The sequence below is a fragment of the Gordonia abscondita genome, from assembly GCF_032711245.1.
Taxonomy (GTDB): Bacteria; Actinomycetota; Actinomycetes; order Mycobacteriales; family Mycobacteriaceae; genus Gordonia.
In genome coordinates, this window is sequence record NZ_CP128986.1 from 36,494 (window position 1) to 52,964 (window position 16,471).

The window sequence follows — 16,471 nt, forward strand, 5'->3', positions numbered from 1 at the left end:
GCAACACCGAATCCATACCGTCGTCGACATGAGTAGAACAGTCGCAGTCATCGGGCACGGAATGGTCGGCCACCGTTTCGTCGAAGCACTCCGCACCCGCGATGAGGAAGCGTCGTGGAACGTCGTCGTGATCGGTGAGGAATCCGACCGCGCGTACGACCGTGTGGGACTCTCCTCGTATGTCGGCGGATGGGATCGCAGCACTCTCGCGCTGGTAGGCAACGAATACGCGGGCGACGCCTCGGTGCGGGTGCTGACCGGTCGTCGTGCCGCGACGATCGACCGTGCCACCAAGACCGTGCAGCTCGACGACGGCACAACCATCGACTACGACGCCGCCGTCCTCGCGACGGGCTCTTACGCATTCGTGCCGCCGGTGCCCGGCCACGACGTCGACCACTGCCACGTCTACCGCACGCTCGACGACCTCGACGCGATCCGCGCCGACGCCGACGACGCGATCGCCCGGAGCAGCGGCGACCAGCCGGTGGGCGTCGTCATCGGCGGCGGTCTACTCGGTCTGGAGGCCGCGAACGCACTCCGCCAGCTCGGGCTCCGCCCACACGTCGTCGAAATGAACCCCCGACTCATGCCGCAGCAGATCGACCCGGCCGGCGGTGAGCACCTCGCGCGGATGATCGGTGCCCTCGGCATCGACATCGCGCTGGAGACCGGAACCAAGTCGATCGAACCCAACGGTGACGACGTGAAGGTCACGTTCTCCGATGAGACGACTGTCGACGCGGCCCTCGTCGTGTTCGCGGCCGGCGTGCGTCCGCGCGACGAGCTGGGCCGCGACTGCGGGCTCGACACCGCCGAACGCGGCGGTGTCCTCACCGACGTCACCGGCCGTACGAGCGACCCTGCCGTCTACGCGATCGGTGAGGTCGCGGCCATCGAGGGACGCTGCTACGGCCTCGTCGGACCCGGATACGCCAGCGCCGAAGTGGTCGCCGACCAGCTCCTCGGCGGCGACGCATGCTTCCCGGGCGCCGACATGTCCACCAAGTTGAAGCTCCTCGGCGTGGATGTCGCGAGCTTCGGCGACGCGCACGGGACCACCGACGGCGCATTGAACGTCGTGGTCAGCGACCCGATCAACGGCACCTACGCCAAGCTCGTCCTCTCGGACGACGCGTCGACTCTGCTCGGCGGCGTACTCGTCGGCGACGCGTCGTCGTACGGCGTCCTGCGGCCGCTCGTCGGCTCGTCGATCCCTGGCGATCCGGTCGCGTTGATCAGTCCGGTCTCCGGCGACGGTCCGGCGCTCGGCGTCGGTGCGCTCGGCGACGACGCACAGATCTGCTCGTGCAACGATGTCACGAAGGGGACGTTGTGCGGCGCTATCGCCGACGGCGCCTGCGACGTCGCGGCTCTCAAGAAGTGCACGGGAGCCGGTACATCGTGCGGTTCGTGCGTCCCGCTGCTCTCGCAGATCCTCGCCGACTCGGGCGTCGAACAGTCGAAGGCGTTGTGCGAGCACTTCGACGTCTCGCGTGCCGACCTCTTCGAACTCGTCCGGGCGAGCGGCATCCGGACGTTCTCCGGCCTCGTCGAACGATTCGGCAGCGGTACCGGTTGCGACATCTGCAAGCCGACCGTCGCGTCGATCCTCGCGTCGACGAGCAGCGACCACATCCTCGATGGCGAGCAGGCGTCGCTGCAGGACTCGAACGACCACTTTTTGGCGAACATCCAGCGGAACGGCACCTACTCGGTGGTTCCTCGTGTGCCTGGCGGTGACATCAGCGCCGAACAACTCATCCTCATCGGGGAGATCGCCCGCGACTTCGGTCTGTACACGAAGATAACGGGCGGCCAGCGCATCGATATGTTCGGTGCGACCGTCGACCAACTCCCCGACATCTGGCGGCGACTCGTCGACGGCGGCATGGAGTCCGGCCAGGCGTACGGCAAGTCGCTACGCACCGTGAAGAGTTGCGCCGGATCGGACTGGTGCCGGTACGGTCAGCAGGATTCGGTGCAGTTGGCGATCGACTTGGAGCTTCGCTACCGGGGTCTCCGTTCGCCGCACAAGCTCAAGATGGGTGTGTCCGGCTGTGCTCGCGAATGCGCTGAGGCCCGCGGCAAGGACGTCGGCGTCATCGCGACCGAGAGCGGCTGGAACTTGTACGTCGCAGGTAACGGCGGGATGACCCCACGGCACGCGCAACTCGTCGCGGGCGACCTCGACACGCAGACACTCATCGCCTACATCGACCGGTTCCTCATGTACTACATCCGGACGGCCGATCGGCTGCAACGCACCGCACCGTGGTTGGAGAACCTCGACGGCGGGCTCGATCATTTACGCGCGGTGATCGTCGACGACAGTCTCGGTCTGGCCGCTGACTTCGAAGCGGACATGGCACGGCACGTCGACGGCTACCAGTGCGAGTGGAAGGGCGTCCTCGACGACCCGGACAAGCTCTCGCGCTTCGTCTCGTTCGTGAACGCTCCCGGCGTTCCCGACCCCACCGTCTCGTTCGGTGAGAGCCACGGCCGCAAGGTGCCGGTGCTGCTCGGCCAACCCCAAGTCGGCCCGCCTCCCCAGATCGTCCAGCCAGCTGCAAGGAGTAACGCATGACCATCAATTTCGACCTGCACCGCTGGACCCGCGACTGGACCCCGGCCTGCGCTTATGACAGATTGCAGCCGCTCCGCGGTGTCGCAGTCCTGCTCCCCGACCACGGTCAGGTCGCTCTGTTCCGGCTGGCGGATGACTCGCTGCGCGCCGTCGGGAACATCGACCCAATCGGCCGTGCCGCGGTCCTGTCACGAGGCATCGTCGGCGACCGGAACGGATTCCCGGTGGTGCAGTCGCCGCTCAAGAAGCAGGCGTTCAGCCTCATCGACGGCCGTTGCCTCGACGCGGACGGGGTGAAGGTCCCGGTGTTCGCGACGCGCATCGGCATCGACGGGACGGTGTTCGTCGCGAACTCGCCGCTCGTCGGTTTCGGTCGTCGCCCCGAGCCGCTGACGGCGCGGTCATGACGGTGCTCCTCGTCGCCCATGGCACGCGCAACCCACGCGGTGTGGCCCTCATCGGCGATCTCGCCGCCGCCATGCGCGAACGTCTCGACGACCAGGTGGCGGTCTCGTTCGTCGACGTCCTCGGCCCGAGCCCGTCGGAAGCGCTGGCGACCCTGAAGCTCTCTTCGCCGATCGCTGTCGTCCCCGCGTTCCTCGGCCGCGGTTACCACGTTCGTCGGGACATTCCCGAGCATTTGAGTCGTTGCGGTGTCCCGCCGACGCGCGTGTCAGATTCGCTCGGGCCGTCGGACGAGGTGGTCGAGACGCTCGCCGATCGCCTCCGCGCCGCGGGGCGACGACCGGGTGATGCCGTGGTGCTGGCCGCCGCCGGTTCGTCGGATCCGCTGTCGCACCGCGATGTCGACTCGGTCGCGCACGCGCTGTCGACTGTGGTGGACGCGCCGGTCGAGGTCGCGTTCGCCGCACCGTCAGCGAAGGCCCCGCAGTATCCGTCGGTAGCCGAGGCGGTTGCACGGCTTCGGCGACGACACCGTCGCGTCGCCGTCGCGTCGCATCTCCTCGCTCCCGGCCTGTTCCAGACTCGGTTGGAGGGCTCAGGCGCCGACGTCGTCGCCCGGCCGCTGGGTCTACACCCCCTCATCGTCGATCGAGCTTGTGCCTTGGCGCGCAGCACAGCCACGGAGCCTGCCGCCTGCTGAGCCCTGGTACGGAAATCGCGTTGAACAATGGTCGTCAGACGACCATTGTTCAACGCGATTCTGCGTCGGTGCCCCTCAGTCGACGGCGAGCCGGTAACCGCGTTTGACGACGGTCCCGATGATCTCGCGAGCGCCGATCGCGGTGCGCAACCGTCCGACGGTGACTTCCACCGCATGAGCGTCGTCGCCCGCCGCGGGCAGGACGTCGAGCAAATCGTGTCGGGACACGACGTCGCCGGGAACCGCCGCTAACGCTTTCAGGACAGCCAAACCGGTCGCCGACACGTCGCGCACCTCGCCATCGACGACAACAGCCGACGCATGCACACCCAGACGGTGCCCAGCGACGGCGATATCGGGGTCGCCCGCGGGCAGATCTTCGGCGATGAGCCGAGCCAGCGCACCCAACCGCATCCGATCCGGTGCGACGCTCGGCACCCCCACCGCGTCCAACGGGGCCGAGGTAACGGGACCCACGCTGTAGGCGGTCACCGGCCCGCACATCGCCGCGACGAGTCGGTCGCGAACACCGAGGTCCCGTGCGCGCAACAACATCGACGCGACGGCGGGCGCCGACGTGAACGCTACGGCGTCCACTCGCACGTGAACCACGTCGGAGATCAGAGCGTCGAACGCGGCGACGTCGCGCGGCCCCTCCCACCGATACACGGGGACACCGACCACCTGGGCGCCGCGCGCGGTCAGGCCGTCGAGGAAGCCAGGATTTGGATCCCACGAATCGGTTGCACCGTGCAGTTGGACAGCGACGCGTTTACCGTCGAGATCGGCTTCAGTCAGGTGGGCGAGGACTTCCGCGGACGACTCCGACGCCGGCGACCACTCCTCGCGCAGACCTGCGGCCCGCAGCGCACCCGTCGCTTTGGGGCCTCGGGAGATGATGCGCGCCGTACCGAGTGCGGCCAACAAGTCCCCTGCCGTCCCCCATTCGTCCGCGGCCTCTATCCAGCCGCGGAACCCAATGCCCGTCGTCGCGATGACCAGGTCAGGCGGCGCCTGAATAAGGCTGCGGGTGGCCTCAAGCAGACCTCGGTCGTCGGCGAGCGGAACCATCGAGATCGCGGCAGCGGACACCACCCGCGCACCGCGACGGGTCAACAGCGCGTCGAACTCCTCGGCTCGACGCGCCGCCGTGATCGCAACGGAGAACCCCGCCAAGGTAGGCGGGGTTCTCCGTTCGGTGTCTGAGGTCATGAACTCATCGTCCCAGACACGGGCTCACGGTCATCGGCTGGAGCCTTCGCCGGGACCGCGACATACGCCCGCCAGGTGACCAACGCAGCCGTTATATAGAAGGCGGCGAACACGACGAACGCCCACACCGGCGAACCCCCGTCGCCCGACTGATACGCCTGCCGCAGCACCAAGTTGATGCCGACACCGCCGAGTCCGCCGAGCGCACCTGCGATTCCGATGACCGCACCCGACATCGATCGCGAATACGCGGCACGCCCCAAGGTGTCGAGCGGAAGGGATCGCGATGCGGCGTCGAACACCGACGGGATGATCTTGTACACCGACCCGTTGCCCATGCCGGACAGAATGAACAGCAGGACGAACGCGACCGACATCGTGACGAGCGAACTGCTGCCCGCAATGAGGATCATCGCGGCGCCGATCATGCCGACGAAGACGGCCAACGTCACGGTGCTGCCACCGAACCGGTCGGCGAGCTTTCCGCCGTACACACGGCTGATGGACCCGAGCAACGGACCGATGAACGCGATAGACGCGGCGTGCAGCGCAGCCTCGGATGCCGACTGGCCGTCCGCACGGAAGTTGATCGCCAGCACCTGCGCGAAAGCGAACGAGAAGCCGATGAACGATCCGAACGTGCCGATGTACAGCAGCGAGATGATCCACGTGTGTCGGTTGGTAAGCGCTGACCGCATCGCCGCGGTGTCGACTCCGGGGCCGTCAAGATTGTCCATGTAGACGGCTGCGCCGATCCCCGCGACCACCAGTGCGACGAGGTAGAACGCACACACCCAGTACGGCTGGGAGTCCCCGGCCCACGCCAGGACGAGGAGTCCGAGCAGTTGGACGGCAGGTACACCGAGATTGCCGCCACCCGCGTTGAGACCTAGCGCCCACCCTTTGAGCCGCTGCGGATAGAACGCGTTGATATTGGTCATCGACGACGCAAAGTTGCCGCCGCCGAGACCGGTGAGCGCCGCGCAGACTAGGTACATCCACAGCGGTTGACCCGGGTTGGCGAGAATCACGATGGTCGCCGAGACCGGAACCAACAGGACCACGGCGGAGAAGACGGTCCAGTTCCGTCCACCGAATCGGGTAGTCGCCATGGTGTACGGGAAGCGCAGGAGCGCGCCGGTCAGGGTGGCGACGGCGCCAATCAGGAACTTGTCGCCAGTGCTGATGCCGTACACGTCTGTCGGCATGAACAGCACCATCACCGACCAGAGGGACCACACCGAGAAGCCGACGTGTTCGGCAACCACCGACCAGACGAGGTTGCGGCGCGCGACCGCAGCACCACCTGCATCCCACGCCGTGGTGTCCTCGGGATCCCAGTGTTCGATCGTGTGGCTTCGTCCCACGAGGTCCGCCTCTCGTCACGCCAGGCGGCTGGTCCGCCGGGCTGATGCTCACGAACTTACGAATCCTGTGTTGCGCACGGACACTGTCGCTGTCACCGCGAGGTAATGAACACCTCGCACCGCGTCACCGCCGCTTGTGAGGGGCCACTTCCGAGACCAAGCCGAACCACGCTCTACTGAGGGAGGTCGAGTACGCCGATCGCGTCGTGCATGATCGTGCCGAGGTATAAGACGCCGCTGTGCTCCGCGACACCGGTGACGAACGAGAAGTCGGGGGCGTCGACGTGGACATCGTGCACGACCGTGCTGTCGAATCGCAGGCCAAGGACCCAGACCGTTTCCTCAGGCGCCGGCCCGATCCGCTGCGGCGCCCGAGCGAGGACCTTCCGGGCCCGCGGCGGCAGCTTGAACAACGATTCGAGGACCGCGTTCCGGGGCGACGCCAGAGCAACCCAGACGAGGCCGTCGCTGCCCACCGACATGTTGTCGGGGTACCCAGGCAGGTCGTCGACGAACAGGTCCGTGGTGCCTGCGGCGTCGCCGGACAGCCAGTAGCGGACGATGCGGGCGGCCCCGGTCTCGGCGACCAGGACGTACGAATCGTCGGGGCCGAGCACGATTCCGTTCGCGAACTGTAGTCCACCGACGAGGACTTCGACACGCCCGTCCGGCGTTCGCGCCATCAGCCGACCGGTCCCCGAGTGCTCGATGAGATCGGAGCGCCATTTGTCGATTGTGAACCGCTGGGTCGACGAGGTGAAGTACACAGTGCCGTCGGCCGCTGTGGTCGCGTTCGACGCGAAGTGCAGCGGCCGCCCGTCGACGGTGTCAGCGAGAACCGCAACGCGTTGCCGTCCGGATTCGAGGAGTAGAAGGCCACGGTCGTGGTCACAGATGACGATCGACCCATCGACCCGAGCATCGAGGCCAAGCAGGTGGCCCGCGGTGTCGGCGAGCAGTTCCACATCGCCGGAATCCGGTGTGACGGCGAACAATCGGCCGTCCGCCAGTCCTGTACCGATCCGGCCGTCGGACAGCACGACGACGTCTTCAGGTGCTGATCCGGGAACCGGGATTCGACGCAAGCTGGTCACGGCACATTCTTAGCAGGGTTCCGGCGGGGGCGCACTGCGACTCGACAAGCCAATATCCGGCATCAATATGCACTCAATTTCACATCCCTTTGTTGCATACAAACTTTGTGCATAACGCCGTATTGCATACCGCACTGTTGCACTGATACCGTGACACTATGGCCCTAGAACATGCCATCCTCGTGTCGCTGTCCGAGCGCCCAGGAACCGGCTACGAGATCGGACAGCAGTTCGTGCGGTCCATCGGATACTTCTGGTCGGCCACCCACCAGCAGATCTATCGGACCCTTAAGAAGCTCCACGACGACGAACTCGTGAGCTTCGAGTCGGTCAGCCAGGACGGCCGACCGGACAAAAAGGTGTACACGATCTCCGACGCCGGCCGCGAAGTCTTAGCCAAGTGGGTCGTCAGCCCGACCCCGTTTCCGCCGCTGCGAAGCGATCTCGGCGTAAAACTGCGTGCCGCCGAGTTCGGCGACCTCGCGGAGGTCGTCAAGCAGTTGGAAGAGCATCGCGCCGATGCGGCCGCAGCGCTCGCGCTCTACGCCGGTTTCGAGCGCGACTACTACCCCGAACCGAAGACGCTGACCGGCCGAAAACTACACCAGTACCTGGTGCTTCGCGGCGGAGTGCGCGCCACCCAAGGCACAGTCGACTGGTGCGACGAGGTCATCGAAGGACTGCGACGCGAACTCGACTCCCAGATCTGACTGCCGCTCGATCCACTTGTGAACAGCCCCACGACACGAAAGAAAGGCCCAGCCATGTCAGCCCCGACGGCCGAACCCAACACTCATTACCCGCTCCTGTTCGAGCCACTGCAAATCGGTGGCACGACGCTCAAGAACCGACTCGTCATGGGTTCGATGCACACGGGTCTGGAAGATCGGCTGTGGGACACTCCCAAGCTGGCCGCCTACTACGCCGAGCGCGCGCGCGGCGGCGTCGGCCTCATCATCACCGGCGGATTCGCGACGTCGCGCACCGGCCTGCTGCTGCCGTTCGCCGGCAAGATGACCAACCAGGCCGACGTGATGCGGCACCGCGAGTTCACCAAAGCGGTCCACCACGAGGGCGGCAAGATCGCGCTGCAGATCATCCACGCGGGCCGTTATGGCTACACGCCGTTCAAGGTGGCCGCCGGTAGCGCACCGTCGCCGATCCACCCGTTCAAGCACGTCCAAATGACCGAAGCGATCATCAAGCACGTCATCCGATCGTTCGGCCAGAGCGCCAAGCTAGCGCGCCGCGCGGGCTACGACGCGATCGAGATCATGGGCGGCGAAGGTTACCTGATCAACCAGTTCCTGTGCCCGCACACGAATGACCGCACCGATAAGTGGGGCGGGTCGACGGAGAACCGGCAGCGCTTCCTCATCGAAATCATCAAGGAGATCCGCGAGCAGGTGCCGCGCGACTTCCCAGTGATCCTGCGCCAGTCGGTCGCCGACTTCGTGAAGGGCGGTCAGACATTCGACGAGATCGCGCTGCTCGCCCGGCGCGCCGAGGAACTCGGTGTTGACGCGATCAACACTGACATCGGCTGGCATGAGGCGCAGGTTCCGACAATCGTCACGTCAGTTCCGCGTGGCGCGTTCGTCAAGTTCACTGAGCGTCTGCGCGACGTCGTGTCCATCCCGCTGATCGCGTCGAATCGCATCAACACTCCTGATTTCGCCGAGGAGATCCTCTCCGGCGGCAAGGTGGACGCCGTCTCGATGGCGCGTCCGTTGCTGTCCGATCCGGACTTCGCGAACAAGGCTGCGTCCGGTCGCGCCGACGAGATCAACACGTGCATCGGCTGCAACCAGGCCTGCCTGGACCACGCGTTCGTCGGCAAGAAGGTGTCGTGTCTGCTCAACCCGCGTGCAGGCCGCGAGACGACGCTGACACTAGGGCAAACGCGCCGCGCCAAACGGGTGGCCGTCATTGGCGCCGGCCCAGCAGGCCTGTCGGCTGCGGTGTCGGCTGCGCAGCGCGGTCACCGCGTTGACTTGTTCGAGGGCGGCGGCACGATTGGCGGACAGTTCTCCATCGCCGCGCGCATCCCCGGCAAGGAGGAGTTCAACGAGACGATCCGCTACTTCACGCGGCAACTCGAGGTGAACGATGTCACCGTCCACCTCGATACCCGGGTATCGGCAACCGACATCGTCGCCGGAGGGTTCGACGAAGTGATCGTCGCGACAGGCGTCGTCCCGCGTGTCCCGTCGATCGACGGAATCGACCATCCGATGGTGATGTCGTATGCCGAAGCTGTCCTAGGCCATCGCGAGATCGGCAAGCGAGTCGCGGTGATCGGCGCGGGCGGCATCGGCTTCGACGTCACCGAATTCCTGACGACCGACGAGTCCCCCACCCTCAATTTGAAGGAATGGGAGCAGGAATGGGGCGTCACCGAAGACCTCGACACCCCGGGGTTCGTCACCAAGAACCGTCCGCTGCCCGCCATTCGCCAGGTGTACATGGTGCAGCGCAAGCCGGGCGGCCAGGGCAAAACCCTCGGCAAGACGTCAGGTTGGGTACACCGCGCGACCGTCAAGATGAAGGGCGTCGAGCAGATCTCTGGCGCGACATACGACAAGGTCGACGACGCCGGACTGCACATCACCCTGCACGATCGGGAAGGCAACAAGACCGGGACTCGCGTACTAGAAGTCGACAACGTCGTCGTCTGCGCAGGCCAGGAGTCGGTTCGTGAGCTCGTCGACCCGCTGACCGAGGCCGGCGTCATCACCCATGTGATCGGCGGCGCCGACTTCGCCTCTGAGCTCGACGCCAAGCGCGCCATCCGCCAGGGCACGGAGGTCGCCGCAGGCATCAAGTGAGGTGAGCCTTCGGCCCTACACCCGTTGGTCGAGCGGAGTCGAGACCCTATGCTTCTCGGCTCCGCTCGTCAGCGTCCGAAGCACCACGTAGTGCACAACCGGAACAACGAGCTCCACAACAAACATCGCCACGTAGAACGGCGTCGGTGTGCCGGATGCGATCCAGGCCAGGAGTCGACCGAAGGCGCCGACGAAGAACAGCAGTCCGAGCAGGTTAATCTGACGTGCCCGCCCGATGACGTCCCGGGAGGCCCAGAGGAATGTAGCTCCGTACGCGGCGAAGAGCACATTGAAAAAGCGCAGGTCGGAGTCCATGGTGGCGTTGACGTCGCCGCCTCCGATATAGGTGGCCTGGCCGAAAAGGAAGTGGGCCACCGCGATTCCGATCACGACGACACCGAATACGACGAGCCATGCGCGAAAGACCCGTGCCATCACAGCCTCCTAATTTTACTGCTGTCAAATAAAGGATACGACCCAAGCCGACAGCCATCAACCACGCGCCGGGTTCGCCTACAGTGGCACGGTGCCCCCTCGTCGTCGCCTGCCCCCCGATCATCGGCGAGACGCCTTACTCGACGTCGGTGAGGAGGTGTTTCGGGAGTCGAGCGTCGACGACGTGTCGATGCAGCAGATCGCCGATCGTGCGGGCGTCACGCGCGCGCTGCTCTACCACTACTTCGCAACCAAGGCCGATCTATTCGGCGGCGTCTGGGCCCGGGCTCACGAGCGCCTCCGCACCGGCGCGAGCCCAGTGGAGTCTCAGTCACCGCCAGCGACGGTGCGCGAATGGGTGGAAGTCCGTCTCCGTGTGTACTTGGACTTCTACGTTACGAATCTGCCGTTGATGGTGATCGCGAATCGAAGCTCGATCGCAAGCGATCCGGCAGTTCGCAAGCCGATCGACGCAAGCTTCGCCGAATTGAGCAGCATCCTCATCGACGCGGCGGGCGCTGCACCCGACTCGCGTGCCGCGGCAGAAGTCGGCTTCATCGGGTGGGTGGCTTTCGTCCGTGAAGCGTCTCTAGCCACCTATCTGGACGCGCGCATCGCACCGAGCGAGAACCTCGATCTTTGCATGGCAGCATTCGACGCCGCGCTAGGCCGATATCTGGATCTGAATGCGCAGGCCCCGTGAGTCACTGACTGATCTGAGACCGGCCCCGTGCCGTCCCGAATCCGGTCGGACGTTCTCGCGCCCGTTACCATGACGCCATGCCTGTAGTTCCTCGTAATGCCGCCCGCGCCGTCGTGACGGGTGCGTCGTCCGGGATCGGGATGGCGCTCGCGCGGGAGCTCGCCCGGCGCGGCCATTCAGTCATCCTCGTCGCCCGACGCGGTGAGATCCTCGACGTGCTCGCTACGGAGCTCCGTAGCCGCTACAACGTCGACGCGGAAGTGCGTGCGGTCGACCTGTCCGATCTGGCCGCTGTCGGCGTGCTCTGCGATGAGCTACGTGGCCGCGATATCTCGGTCTTGTGCAACAACGCCGGTATCGCCACTTTCGGTCCGATCGCCGAATCCGACTTGGAGTACGAGCGAGCACAGGTCCGGTTGAACGCGAACGCCGTGCACGATCTGACTCTGGCGGTGCTCCCGCAGATGGTCGAGCGGGGATCGGGCGGGATTCTGATGGTGGGTTCGGCCGCGGGCAACATGGCGATCCCGAACAACGCCACGTACGCGGCGACGAAGGCGTTCGTGAATACCTTCAGTGAGTCGCTGCGGGGTGAACTCAAGGACACCGGCGTACACGTCACCCTGCTGGCTCCCGGGCCGGTGCGGACCGCCGCGCCTGCTCCGGAGGATCAGTCGATCGTCGACAAGATGGTGCCCGACTTCCTGTGGCACTCATCCGAGAAGGTCGCCGAGATGAGTCTGAATGCCTTAGCGCGCAACAAGATGCGCGTGGTCCCCGGCACGTTGTCAAAGGCGATGTCAGTGGCGGGCGGATACTCGCCGCGAGCTGCGGTCGCACCAATCGTCGGCCGCTTCTACAGCAAGCTCGGCGAGGGCGACTAACCCGCGCCACCCGCTTCGGGCATAGAGTCGATCGCGTGCAGGACAAACTCGTGTGGATCGACTGTGAGATGACCGGCCTCGATGTGGGCTCCGACAAGCTGATCGAGATCGCTGCTCTCGTCACCGACAGCGACTTGAACATTCTCGGCGAGGGTGTGGACGTGGTGATCCACGCCGAAGACGACGCGCTCGCCAACATGCCCGAAGTCGTCGTGAAGATGCACGCCGACTCCGGGCTCACCGAGGAGGTCCGCGCCTCGACGGTGACGCTCGCGCAAGCGGAGAAGCTGGTGCTCGACTATCTTCGACAGCACATCAGCGGCGACGCGGCGGCCCCGCTGGCGGGCAATTCGATCGCCACCGACCGGGGCTTCATCGCGCGCGACATGAAGGAACTCGACTCGTTCCTCCACTACCGGATGGTGGACGTCAGTTCGATCAAGGAACTGTGCCGTCGCTGGTTCCCGGCGATCTATTTCGGCCAGCCGGCGAAAGGTCTCGCACACCGGGCGCTCGCCGACATTCGCGAGTCGATCCAGGAGCTCCGCTACTATCGCGCCGCCGCATTCGTGCCGGCGCCCGGCCCCGACGCGAAGAAGCTCGAGACGATCGTCGGCGACCTTCCACCCATCTGATCCGATGAATGCCTGGCGAAACACGCAGGTCAAAAACCGATTGGAAATTACTGCGCGGAACCGGCTAGAGTATGAGCCTGGCTCGGCCAACGACGTGTGAACGTTGGAAGTCGGCGCCGATGGTGGGTGTAGTTCAGTTGGTAGAGCACCAGGTTGTGATCCTGGCTGTCGCGGGTTCGAGTCCCGTCATCCACCCCGCAAGTGGGAGACCCGTTGTCGGGTCTCCCACTTTTTGTTGGTCGACGCCCGAGTAGGACGACAGATACAGCATTCGCGCCGCTCACCCCGCGCCGCTCGCCGATGCTGCACCATGGAGACGACACATCCACGACCCGTCTGGAGGCACTCATGGCGACCATCGACCCGTCGTTCCCCACCGTCGCGCTCGGCACCTGGGCATGGGGCGACACCGGCGAGTCCGGCGACGGGATCTTCGGGAGCCGCTTCACCGAGTCCGACGTGGCAGAGATCGCCGACCGCGGCCAGTCGAGCGGTCTCACCTTTTGGGACACCGCCGCGATCTACGGGATGGGCCGATCCGAGACCGTCCTGGCCCACGCATTGAGCGGATACGACCGCGAGGACTACCAGATCTCGACGAAGTTCACGCCGCGCATCGCGGGCGGCGGACAGAACCCGGTCGCCGACATGCTGAGCGAGAGCCTCGCCCGACTCGGCACGGACTACGTCGACCTCTACTGGATTCACAGTCCGGCCGACGTAGCACGATGGACGCCGCAGCTGATCCCGCTCCTGGAAGCAGGGACGGTGAAGCGAGTCGGCGTCTCGAACCACAATCTGGACGAAATCGTGCTCGCGGACTCGATCCTGCGTGAAGCGGGGTTCCGCGTCGACGCCGTCCAGAATCACTTCAGCCTTCTGTACCGCAACTCTGAGCGCGCGGGCATCCTGGACCACTGCGCAGAGCACGGCATCGCGTTCTTCTCTTACATGGTTCTGGAACAGGGCGCGCTGACTGGCGTCTACCGTCCCGACCACCCGCTGCCCGACGGCAGCACGCGGGCCGCCGTCTACAACACGATGCTCCCCCAATTGAAGGCGCTGACCGATCTACTCACGTCGATCGGGAACGGCCGAGACTCGTCCGCCGCCGATGTCGCCTCGGCGTGGGCGATCGCGAAAGGGACCGTCCCGATCATCGGTGTGACCCGCCCCGAGTACATCGGCGATGCCGTCAACGCGACCGGTCTCACCCTAAGTCGAGCGGAGATCGACGAGATCGAGGCGCTGGCCGACAGCATCGGCGTCGACACCCGAGGGGCGTGGGAGAACACGATCTGAGGGCCTGTCGCGGGCAGCGGCACGCGGAGAATTCAGGGCTACCGGCTCCGCAGCACCGTCGCGGCGCACCCGCCCGCGATCACCGCGAGCCCGGCTACGACGAGCGCGGTCGCCGTCCAACCCGCGTGGATGAAGACGATTCCACCCGCCCAACCGACCACGCTCGAACCCGCGTAATAGAAGAGGTTGTACAGCGACGCCGCCTGCGCGCGACCGACTTCGGCTCGAGCTGCCGACCAACCAGACGCGATCGAGTGGGCGCCAAAGAATCCGATGGTGAGGACGACGAGACCGACGATGATGATTGGCAGCGAGTCGACGAGCGTGACCAGCACACCGACGACCATGACCGCGATCGATCCGAGGAGAACTGGCAGTCTCCCCCGTGTTCCCGCGACGACACCGGCCCGACGCGAGGACCAAGTGCCGGCGAGGTAGGCGAGGAACAGGAAGGCAATGAGCGAACTCGGCAGGAGGAACGGCGGCGCCTGCAATCGGAACGACAGGTAGTTGTACATCGTCACGAACCCGCCCATCAGCAGGAATCCCTGCGCATACAGCGCGAGCATCTGCGGACTGCGAAGGTTGACCCACAGGACGTGTGCGAGTGACGGGCGCTCCTCGTCGCGGGCTCGGCGGAAGCCGCGCGGGGTCGGCGTCAACAGCATGAACGCGGTCGCGGCCAGGGCCGACAGGACGACGACCGAGCCCACACCCCATCGCCAGTCCAACCACTCGGCAAACGGCGCGGCGACGATCCGCCCGGACAGACCGCCGATCGTCGTGCCCGAAATATAGGTGCCCGCCGCGACGGCGGTGTGCGCGGGTGCGATCTCCTCCTGCAGGTAGGTCATGGCGAGAGCGGGCAGGCCGCCGAGCGCCGCGCCTTCGAGCGCACGTAGGACGAGGACGCCGGTGAAGTTCGGACACACCGTCACTGCGAGGCCGAATGTGGTGGCTGCGATCAGCGACAGCCGCATGGCCGGGAGGCGGCCGATCCGGTCGGCGACTATCGACCACGGCAGCACCGCGGCAGCCAGACCGAGCGTGGCGACGGAGATCAACAGCGCCGACTGGTCGGCGCTCACGTCCAACGACTCCGAGATCTCCGGCAGGATTCCCTGCGGCGAGTACAGCTGAGCGAATGTCGCCACGCCGGCACACGCCAACGCGAACAAGATCCGCCGATACTCGCTCGACCCCTTTGGGTGGCCCACCCAGGGCGACGAGAACGCGTGGAGAGTATCTGTCACGAGGGTTTACGCTACGAGCGCCAACCATCCGACACCAATGCATGCATAGGCTGCAACGCATACGCTATTGCTATGAGTACTGGGCGCGGCATACGTGATCTGACGACGTCAGCGCTGCGCGAGGTCCTCGCCGATCTGCCGTATCTGATTGCTGTCGCCGACACCGGCGGTGTGACGGCGGCTGCGGACGAGCTCGGCGTCCCGCAGCCGACAGTCAGTCGCGGGCTGACCCGCCTCGCCGAACGACTCGGTACGCCGATGCTCGTCCGCGACGGGCGCGGCGTGGCCCTCACTCCGGAAGCCGCCGATCTTCTTCCGTACGCGCACCGCGCAGTCGACGCGACCCGCGCAGGGATCGACTCGACTGCGCGACGCTCCGACGAACGCGCCGACACGGTATCGCTGGCGTTCCAGAACGACATGGGCCGGGTTGTGGTCCCGGCGCTGTTGCGCGCCGTCCTCGAACTGCGGCCCAACGCCCGATTCAAACTCCGCCAGGGTTCGCGGACACTGTGCACCGACGCACTAGATGCGGGGGACGTCGACGCCGCGATCGTCTCGCCGCCATACGCGGGAGAGTTGGACGTCCAGACCGCCCGCTTGTTCGCCGAACCTCTCGTCCTCACTGTTCCGGACGGTCACCGGTGGGCACGCCGCACCCGCGTCCGATTGCGTGAGCTGACCGGTGAACACATGCTCCAATTGCGTCCCGAGTTCGGGCTCCGTGGACACGTCGACGCGCTACTCGGGCACGCGGGCGCCGAACCTGAGCGCGGATTCGAGGGCGAGGACCTACACACGCTGCGCGGCCTGATCGCCGTCGGTCTCGGAGTCGCGATCCTGCCGCCTGCCGCACCCGCCCCCTCGGGGATCGTCGAGCTGCCCATCGCGGACACCGCCGCACACCGGGAGATCGGCATCTCCTGGCCTCGCGACGTCACTTTCTCCCCCGCTGCGCAGACGACGATCGATGTCGCCGCACGCACGTCGACCTGGTTGCCGCACGGTTGATCGGGGGGCGGCGCCGGAGACGTTCTCATGAGACTACCGGCGGACTCATAGGACT

The 16,471-nt window shown here is 65.9% G+C and carries 15 protein-coding genes and 1 tRNA gene; 11 read left to right on the forward strand and 5 right to left on the reverse strand.

The window, feature by feature from the left end:
• The first annotated feature begins 28 nt into the window (after positions 1-28).
• The 3 genes from nirB to MP11Mi_RS00185 are packed head-to-tail and all read left to right on the forward strand — an operon-like array spanning position 29 to position 3,692.
• Complete coding sequence (nirB, locus tag MP11Mi_RS00175; RefSeq protein ID WP_420040323.1) at positions 29-2,587, forward strand: nitrite reductase large subunit NirB; 2,559 nt, start codon at positions 29-31, stop codon at positions 2,585-2,587.
• Complete coding sequence (nirD, locus tag MP11Mi_RS00180) at positions 2,584-2,994, forward strand: nitrite reductase small subunit NirD (protein ID WP_420040324.1); 411 nt, start codon at positions 2,584-2,586, stop codon at positions 2,992-2,994. The genes nirB and nirD overlap by 4 nt, the downstream gene beginning before the upstream one ends.
• Complete coding sequence (locus MP11Mi_RS00185; protein WP_420040325.1) at positions 2,991-3,692, forward strand: sirohydrochlorin chelatase; 702 nt, start codon at positions 2,991-2,993, stop codon at positions 3,690-3,692. Before nirD ends, MP11Mi_RS00185 begins: the two co-directional genes overlap by 4 nt.
• 75 nt (positions 3,693-3,767) lie before the next feature.
• On the opposite strand, the gene MP11Mi_RS00190 is transcribed toward MP11Mi_RS00185, so the two are convergent.
• The 3 genes from MP11Mi_RS00190 to MP11Mi_RS00200 form a co-directional block, all read right to left on the reverse strand.
• Positions 3,768-4,904 (reverse strand): uroporphyrinogen-III synthase, encoded by a 1,137-nt coding sequence (locus tag MP11Mi_RS00190; RefSeq protein ID WP_420040326.1) that lies wholly within the window; start codon positions 4,902-4,904, stop codon positions 3,768-3,770.
• The gene (locus MP11Mi_RS00195; RefSeq protein ID WP_420040327.1) at positions 4,901-6,271 is read right to left on the reverse strand and encodes an MFS transporter; all 1,371 of its coding nucleotides are present in this window, start codon (positions 6,269-6,271) and stop codon (positions 4,901-4,903) included. The genes MP11Mi_RS00190 and MP11Mi_RS00195 overlap by 4 nt, the downstream gene beginning before the upstream one ends.
• A 173-nt stretch (positions 6,272-6,444) precedes the next feature.
• The gene (locus tag MP11Mi_RS00200) at positions 6,445-7,365 is read right to left on the reverse strand and encodes an SMP-30/gluconolactonase/LRE family protein (protein WP_420040328.1); all 921 of its coding nucleotides are present in this window, start codon (positions 7,363-7,365) and stop codon (positions 6,445-6,447) included.
• A 158-nt stretch (positions 7,366-7,523) separates the two neighbouring features.
• Between MP11Mi_RS00200 and MP11Mi_RS00205 the strand changes: the two genes are divergently transcribed.
• Both MP11Mi_RS00205 and MP11Mi_RS00210 read left to right on the forward strand, forming a co-directional pair.
• Entirely contained in the window at positions 7,524-8,075 is a 552-nt protein-coding gene (locus MP11Mi_RS00205; protein WP_420040329.1) for a PadR family transcriptional regulator, read from the forward strand.
• Between the two features lie 54 nt (positions 8,076-8,129).
• Complete coding sequence (locus MP11Mi_RS00210) at positions 8,130-10,193, forward strand: NADPH-dependent 2,4-dienoyl-CoA reductase (protein WP_420040330.1); 2,064 nt, start codon at positions 8,130-8,132, stop codon at positions 10,191-10,193.
• A 15-nt stretch (positions 10,194-10,208) separates the two neighbouring features.
• Here MP11Mi_RS00210 and MP11Mi_RS00215 read toward each other — a convergent pair whose 3' ends face one another.
• On the reverse strand, positions 10,209-10,628 hold the full coding sequence (locus tag MP11Mi_RS00215) for a DUF4345 domain-containing protein (protein ID WP_420040331.1): 420 nt from the start codon (positions 10,626-10,628) through the stop codon (positions 10,209-10,211).
• A gap of 91 nt (positions 10,629-10,719) precedes the next feature.
• Here MP11Mi_RS00215 and MP11Mi_RS00220 point away from each other — a divergent pair, with 91 nt between their 5' ends.
• The 5 genes from MP11Mi_RS00220 to MP11Mi_RS00240 all read left to right on the forward strand — a co-directional run bounded on the left by MP11Mi_RS00220 (position 10,720) and on the right by MP11Mi_RS00240 (position 14,152).
• The gene (locus tag MP11Mi_RS00220) at positions 10,720-11,331 is read left to right on the forward strand and encodes a TetR/AcrR family transcriptional regulator (RefSeq protein WP_420040332.1); all 612 of its coding nucleotides are present in this window, start codon (positions 10,720-10,722) and stop codon (positions 11,329-11,331) included.
• Positions 11,332-11,408: 77 nt separating this feature from the next.
• Positions 11,409-12,215 (forward strand): mycolate reductase, encoded by an 807-nt coding sequence (gene cmrA / locus MP11Mi_RS00225; RefSeq protein WP_420040333.1) that lies wholly within the window; start codon positions 11,409-11,411, stop codon positions 12,213-12,215.
• 35 nt (positions 12,216-12,250) lie between these two features.
• On the forward strand, positions 12,251-12,850 hold the full coding sequence (orn, locus tag MP11Mi_RS00230; protein ID WP_420040334.1) for an oligoribonuclease: 600 nt from the start codon (positions 12,251-12,253) through the stop codon (positions 12,848-12,850).
• 122 nt (positions 12,851-12,972) lie between these two features.
• Positions 12,973-13,045: transfer RNA gene (locus MP11Mi_RS00235), tRNA-His, on the forward strand.
• Positions 13,046-13,198: 153 nt separating this feature from the next.
• Positions 13,199-14,152: an aldo/keto reductase gene (locus MP11Mi_RS00240; protein ID WP_420040335.1), complete on the forward strand. Its 954-nt coding sequence runs from the start codon at positions 13,199-13,201 to the stop codon at positions 14,150-14,152.
• 38 nt (positions 14,153-14,190) lie between these two features.
• Here the strand turns inward: MP11Mi_RS00240 and MP11Mi_RS00245 are convergent, their stop codons facing one another.
• Positions 14,191-15,405, reverse strand: a complete 1,215-nt coding sequence (locus tag MP11Mi_RS00245; protein WP_420040336.1) for an MFS transporter — start codon at positions 15,403-15,405, stop codon at positions 14,191-14,193.
• Between the two features lie 72 nt (positions 15,406-15,477).
• Between MP11Mi_RS00245 and MP11Mi_RS00250 the strand changes: the two genes are divergently transcribed.
• A complete protein-coding gene (locus tag MP11Mi_RS00250; protein WP_420040337.1) occupies positions 15,478-16,416 on the forward strand; it encodes a LysR family transcriptional regulator in 939 nt (312 codons plus the stop codon).
• The last annotated feature ends 55 nt before the right edge of the window (positions 16,417-16,471 follow it).

Excerpts from the sequence above, each read along its gene's own strand:
- MP11Mi_RS00210 (WP_420040330.1), top strand. The coding sequence starts at position 8,130 with ATGTCAGCCCCGACGGCCGAACCCAACACTCATTACCCGCTCCTGTTC.
- nirD (WP_420040324.1), top strand. The coding sequence starts at position 2,584 with ATGACCATCAATTTCGACCTGCACCGCTGGACCCGCGACTGGACCCCG.
- MP11Mi_RS00240 (WP_420040335.1), top strand. The coding sequence starts at position 13,199 with ATGGCGACCATCGACCCGTCGTTCCCCACCGTCGCGCTCGGCACCTGG.
- MP11Mi_RS00205 (WP_420040329.1), top strand. The coding sequence starts at position 7,524 with ATGGCCCTAGAACATGCCATCCTCGTGTCGCTGTCCGAGCGCCCAGGA.
- MP11Mi_RS00185 (WP_420040325.1), top strand. The coding sequence starts at position 2,991 with ATGACGGTGCTCCTCGTCGCCCATGGCACGCGCAACCCACGCGGTGTG.
- nirB (WP_420040323.1), top strand. The coding sequence starts at position 29 with ATGAGTAGAACAGTCGCAGTCATCGGGCACGGAATGGTCGGCCACCGT.
- MP11Mi_RS00190 (WP_420040326.1), bottom strand. The coding sequence starts at position 4,904 with ATGACCTCAGACACCGAACGGAGAACCCCGCCTACCTTGGCGGGGTTC.
- MP11Mi_RS00250 (WP_420040337.1), top strand. The coding sequence starts at position 15,478 with ATGAGTACTGGGCGCGGCATACGTGATCTGACGACGTCAGCGCTGCGC.
- MP11Mi_RS00215 (WP_420040331.1), bottom strand. The coding sequence starts at position 10,628 with ATGGCACGGGTCTTTCGCGCATGGCTCGTCGTATTCGGTGTCGTCGTG.
- cmrA (WP_420040333.1), top strand. The coding sequence starts at position 11,409 with ATGCCTGTAGTTCCTCGTAATGCCGCCCGCGCCGTCGTGACGGGTGCG.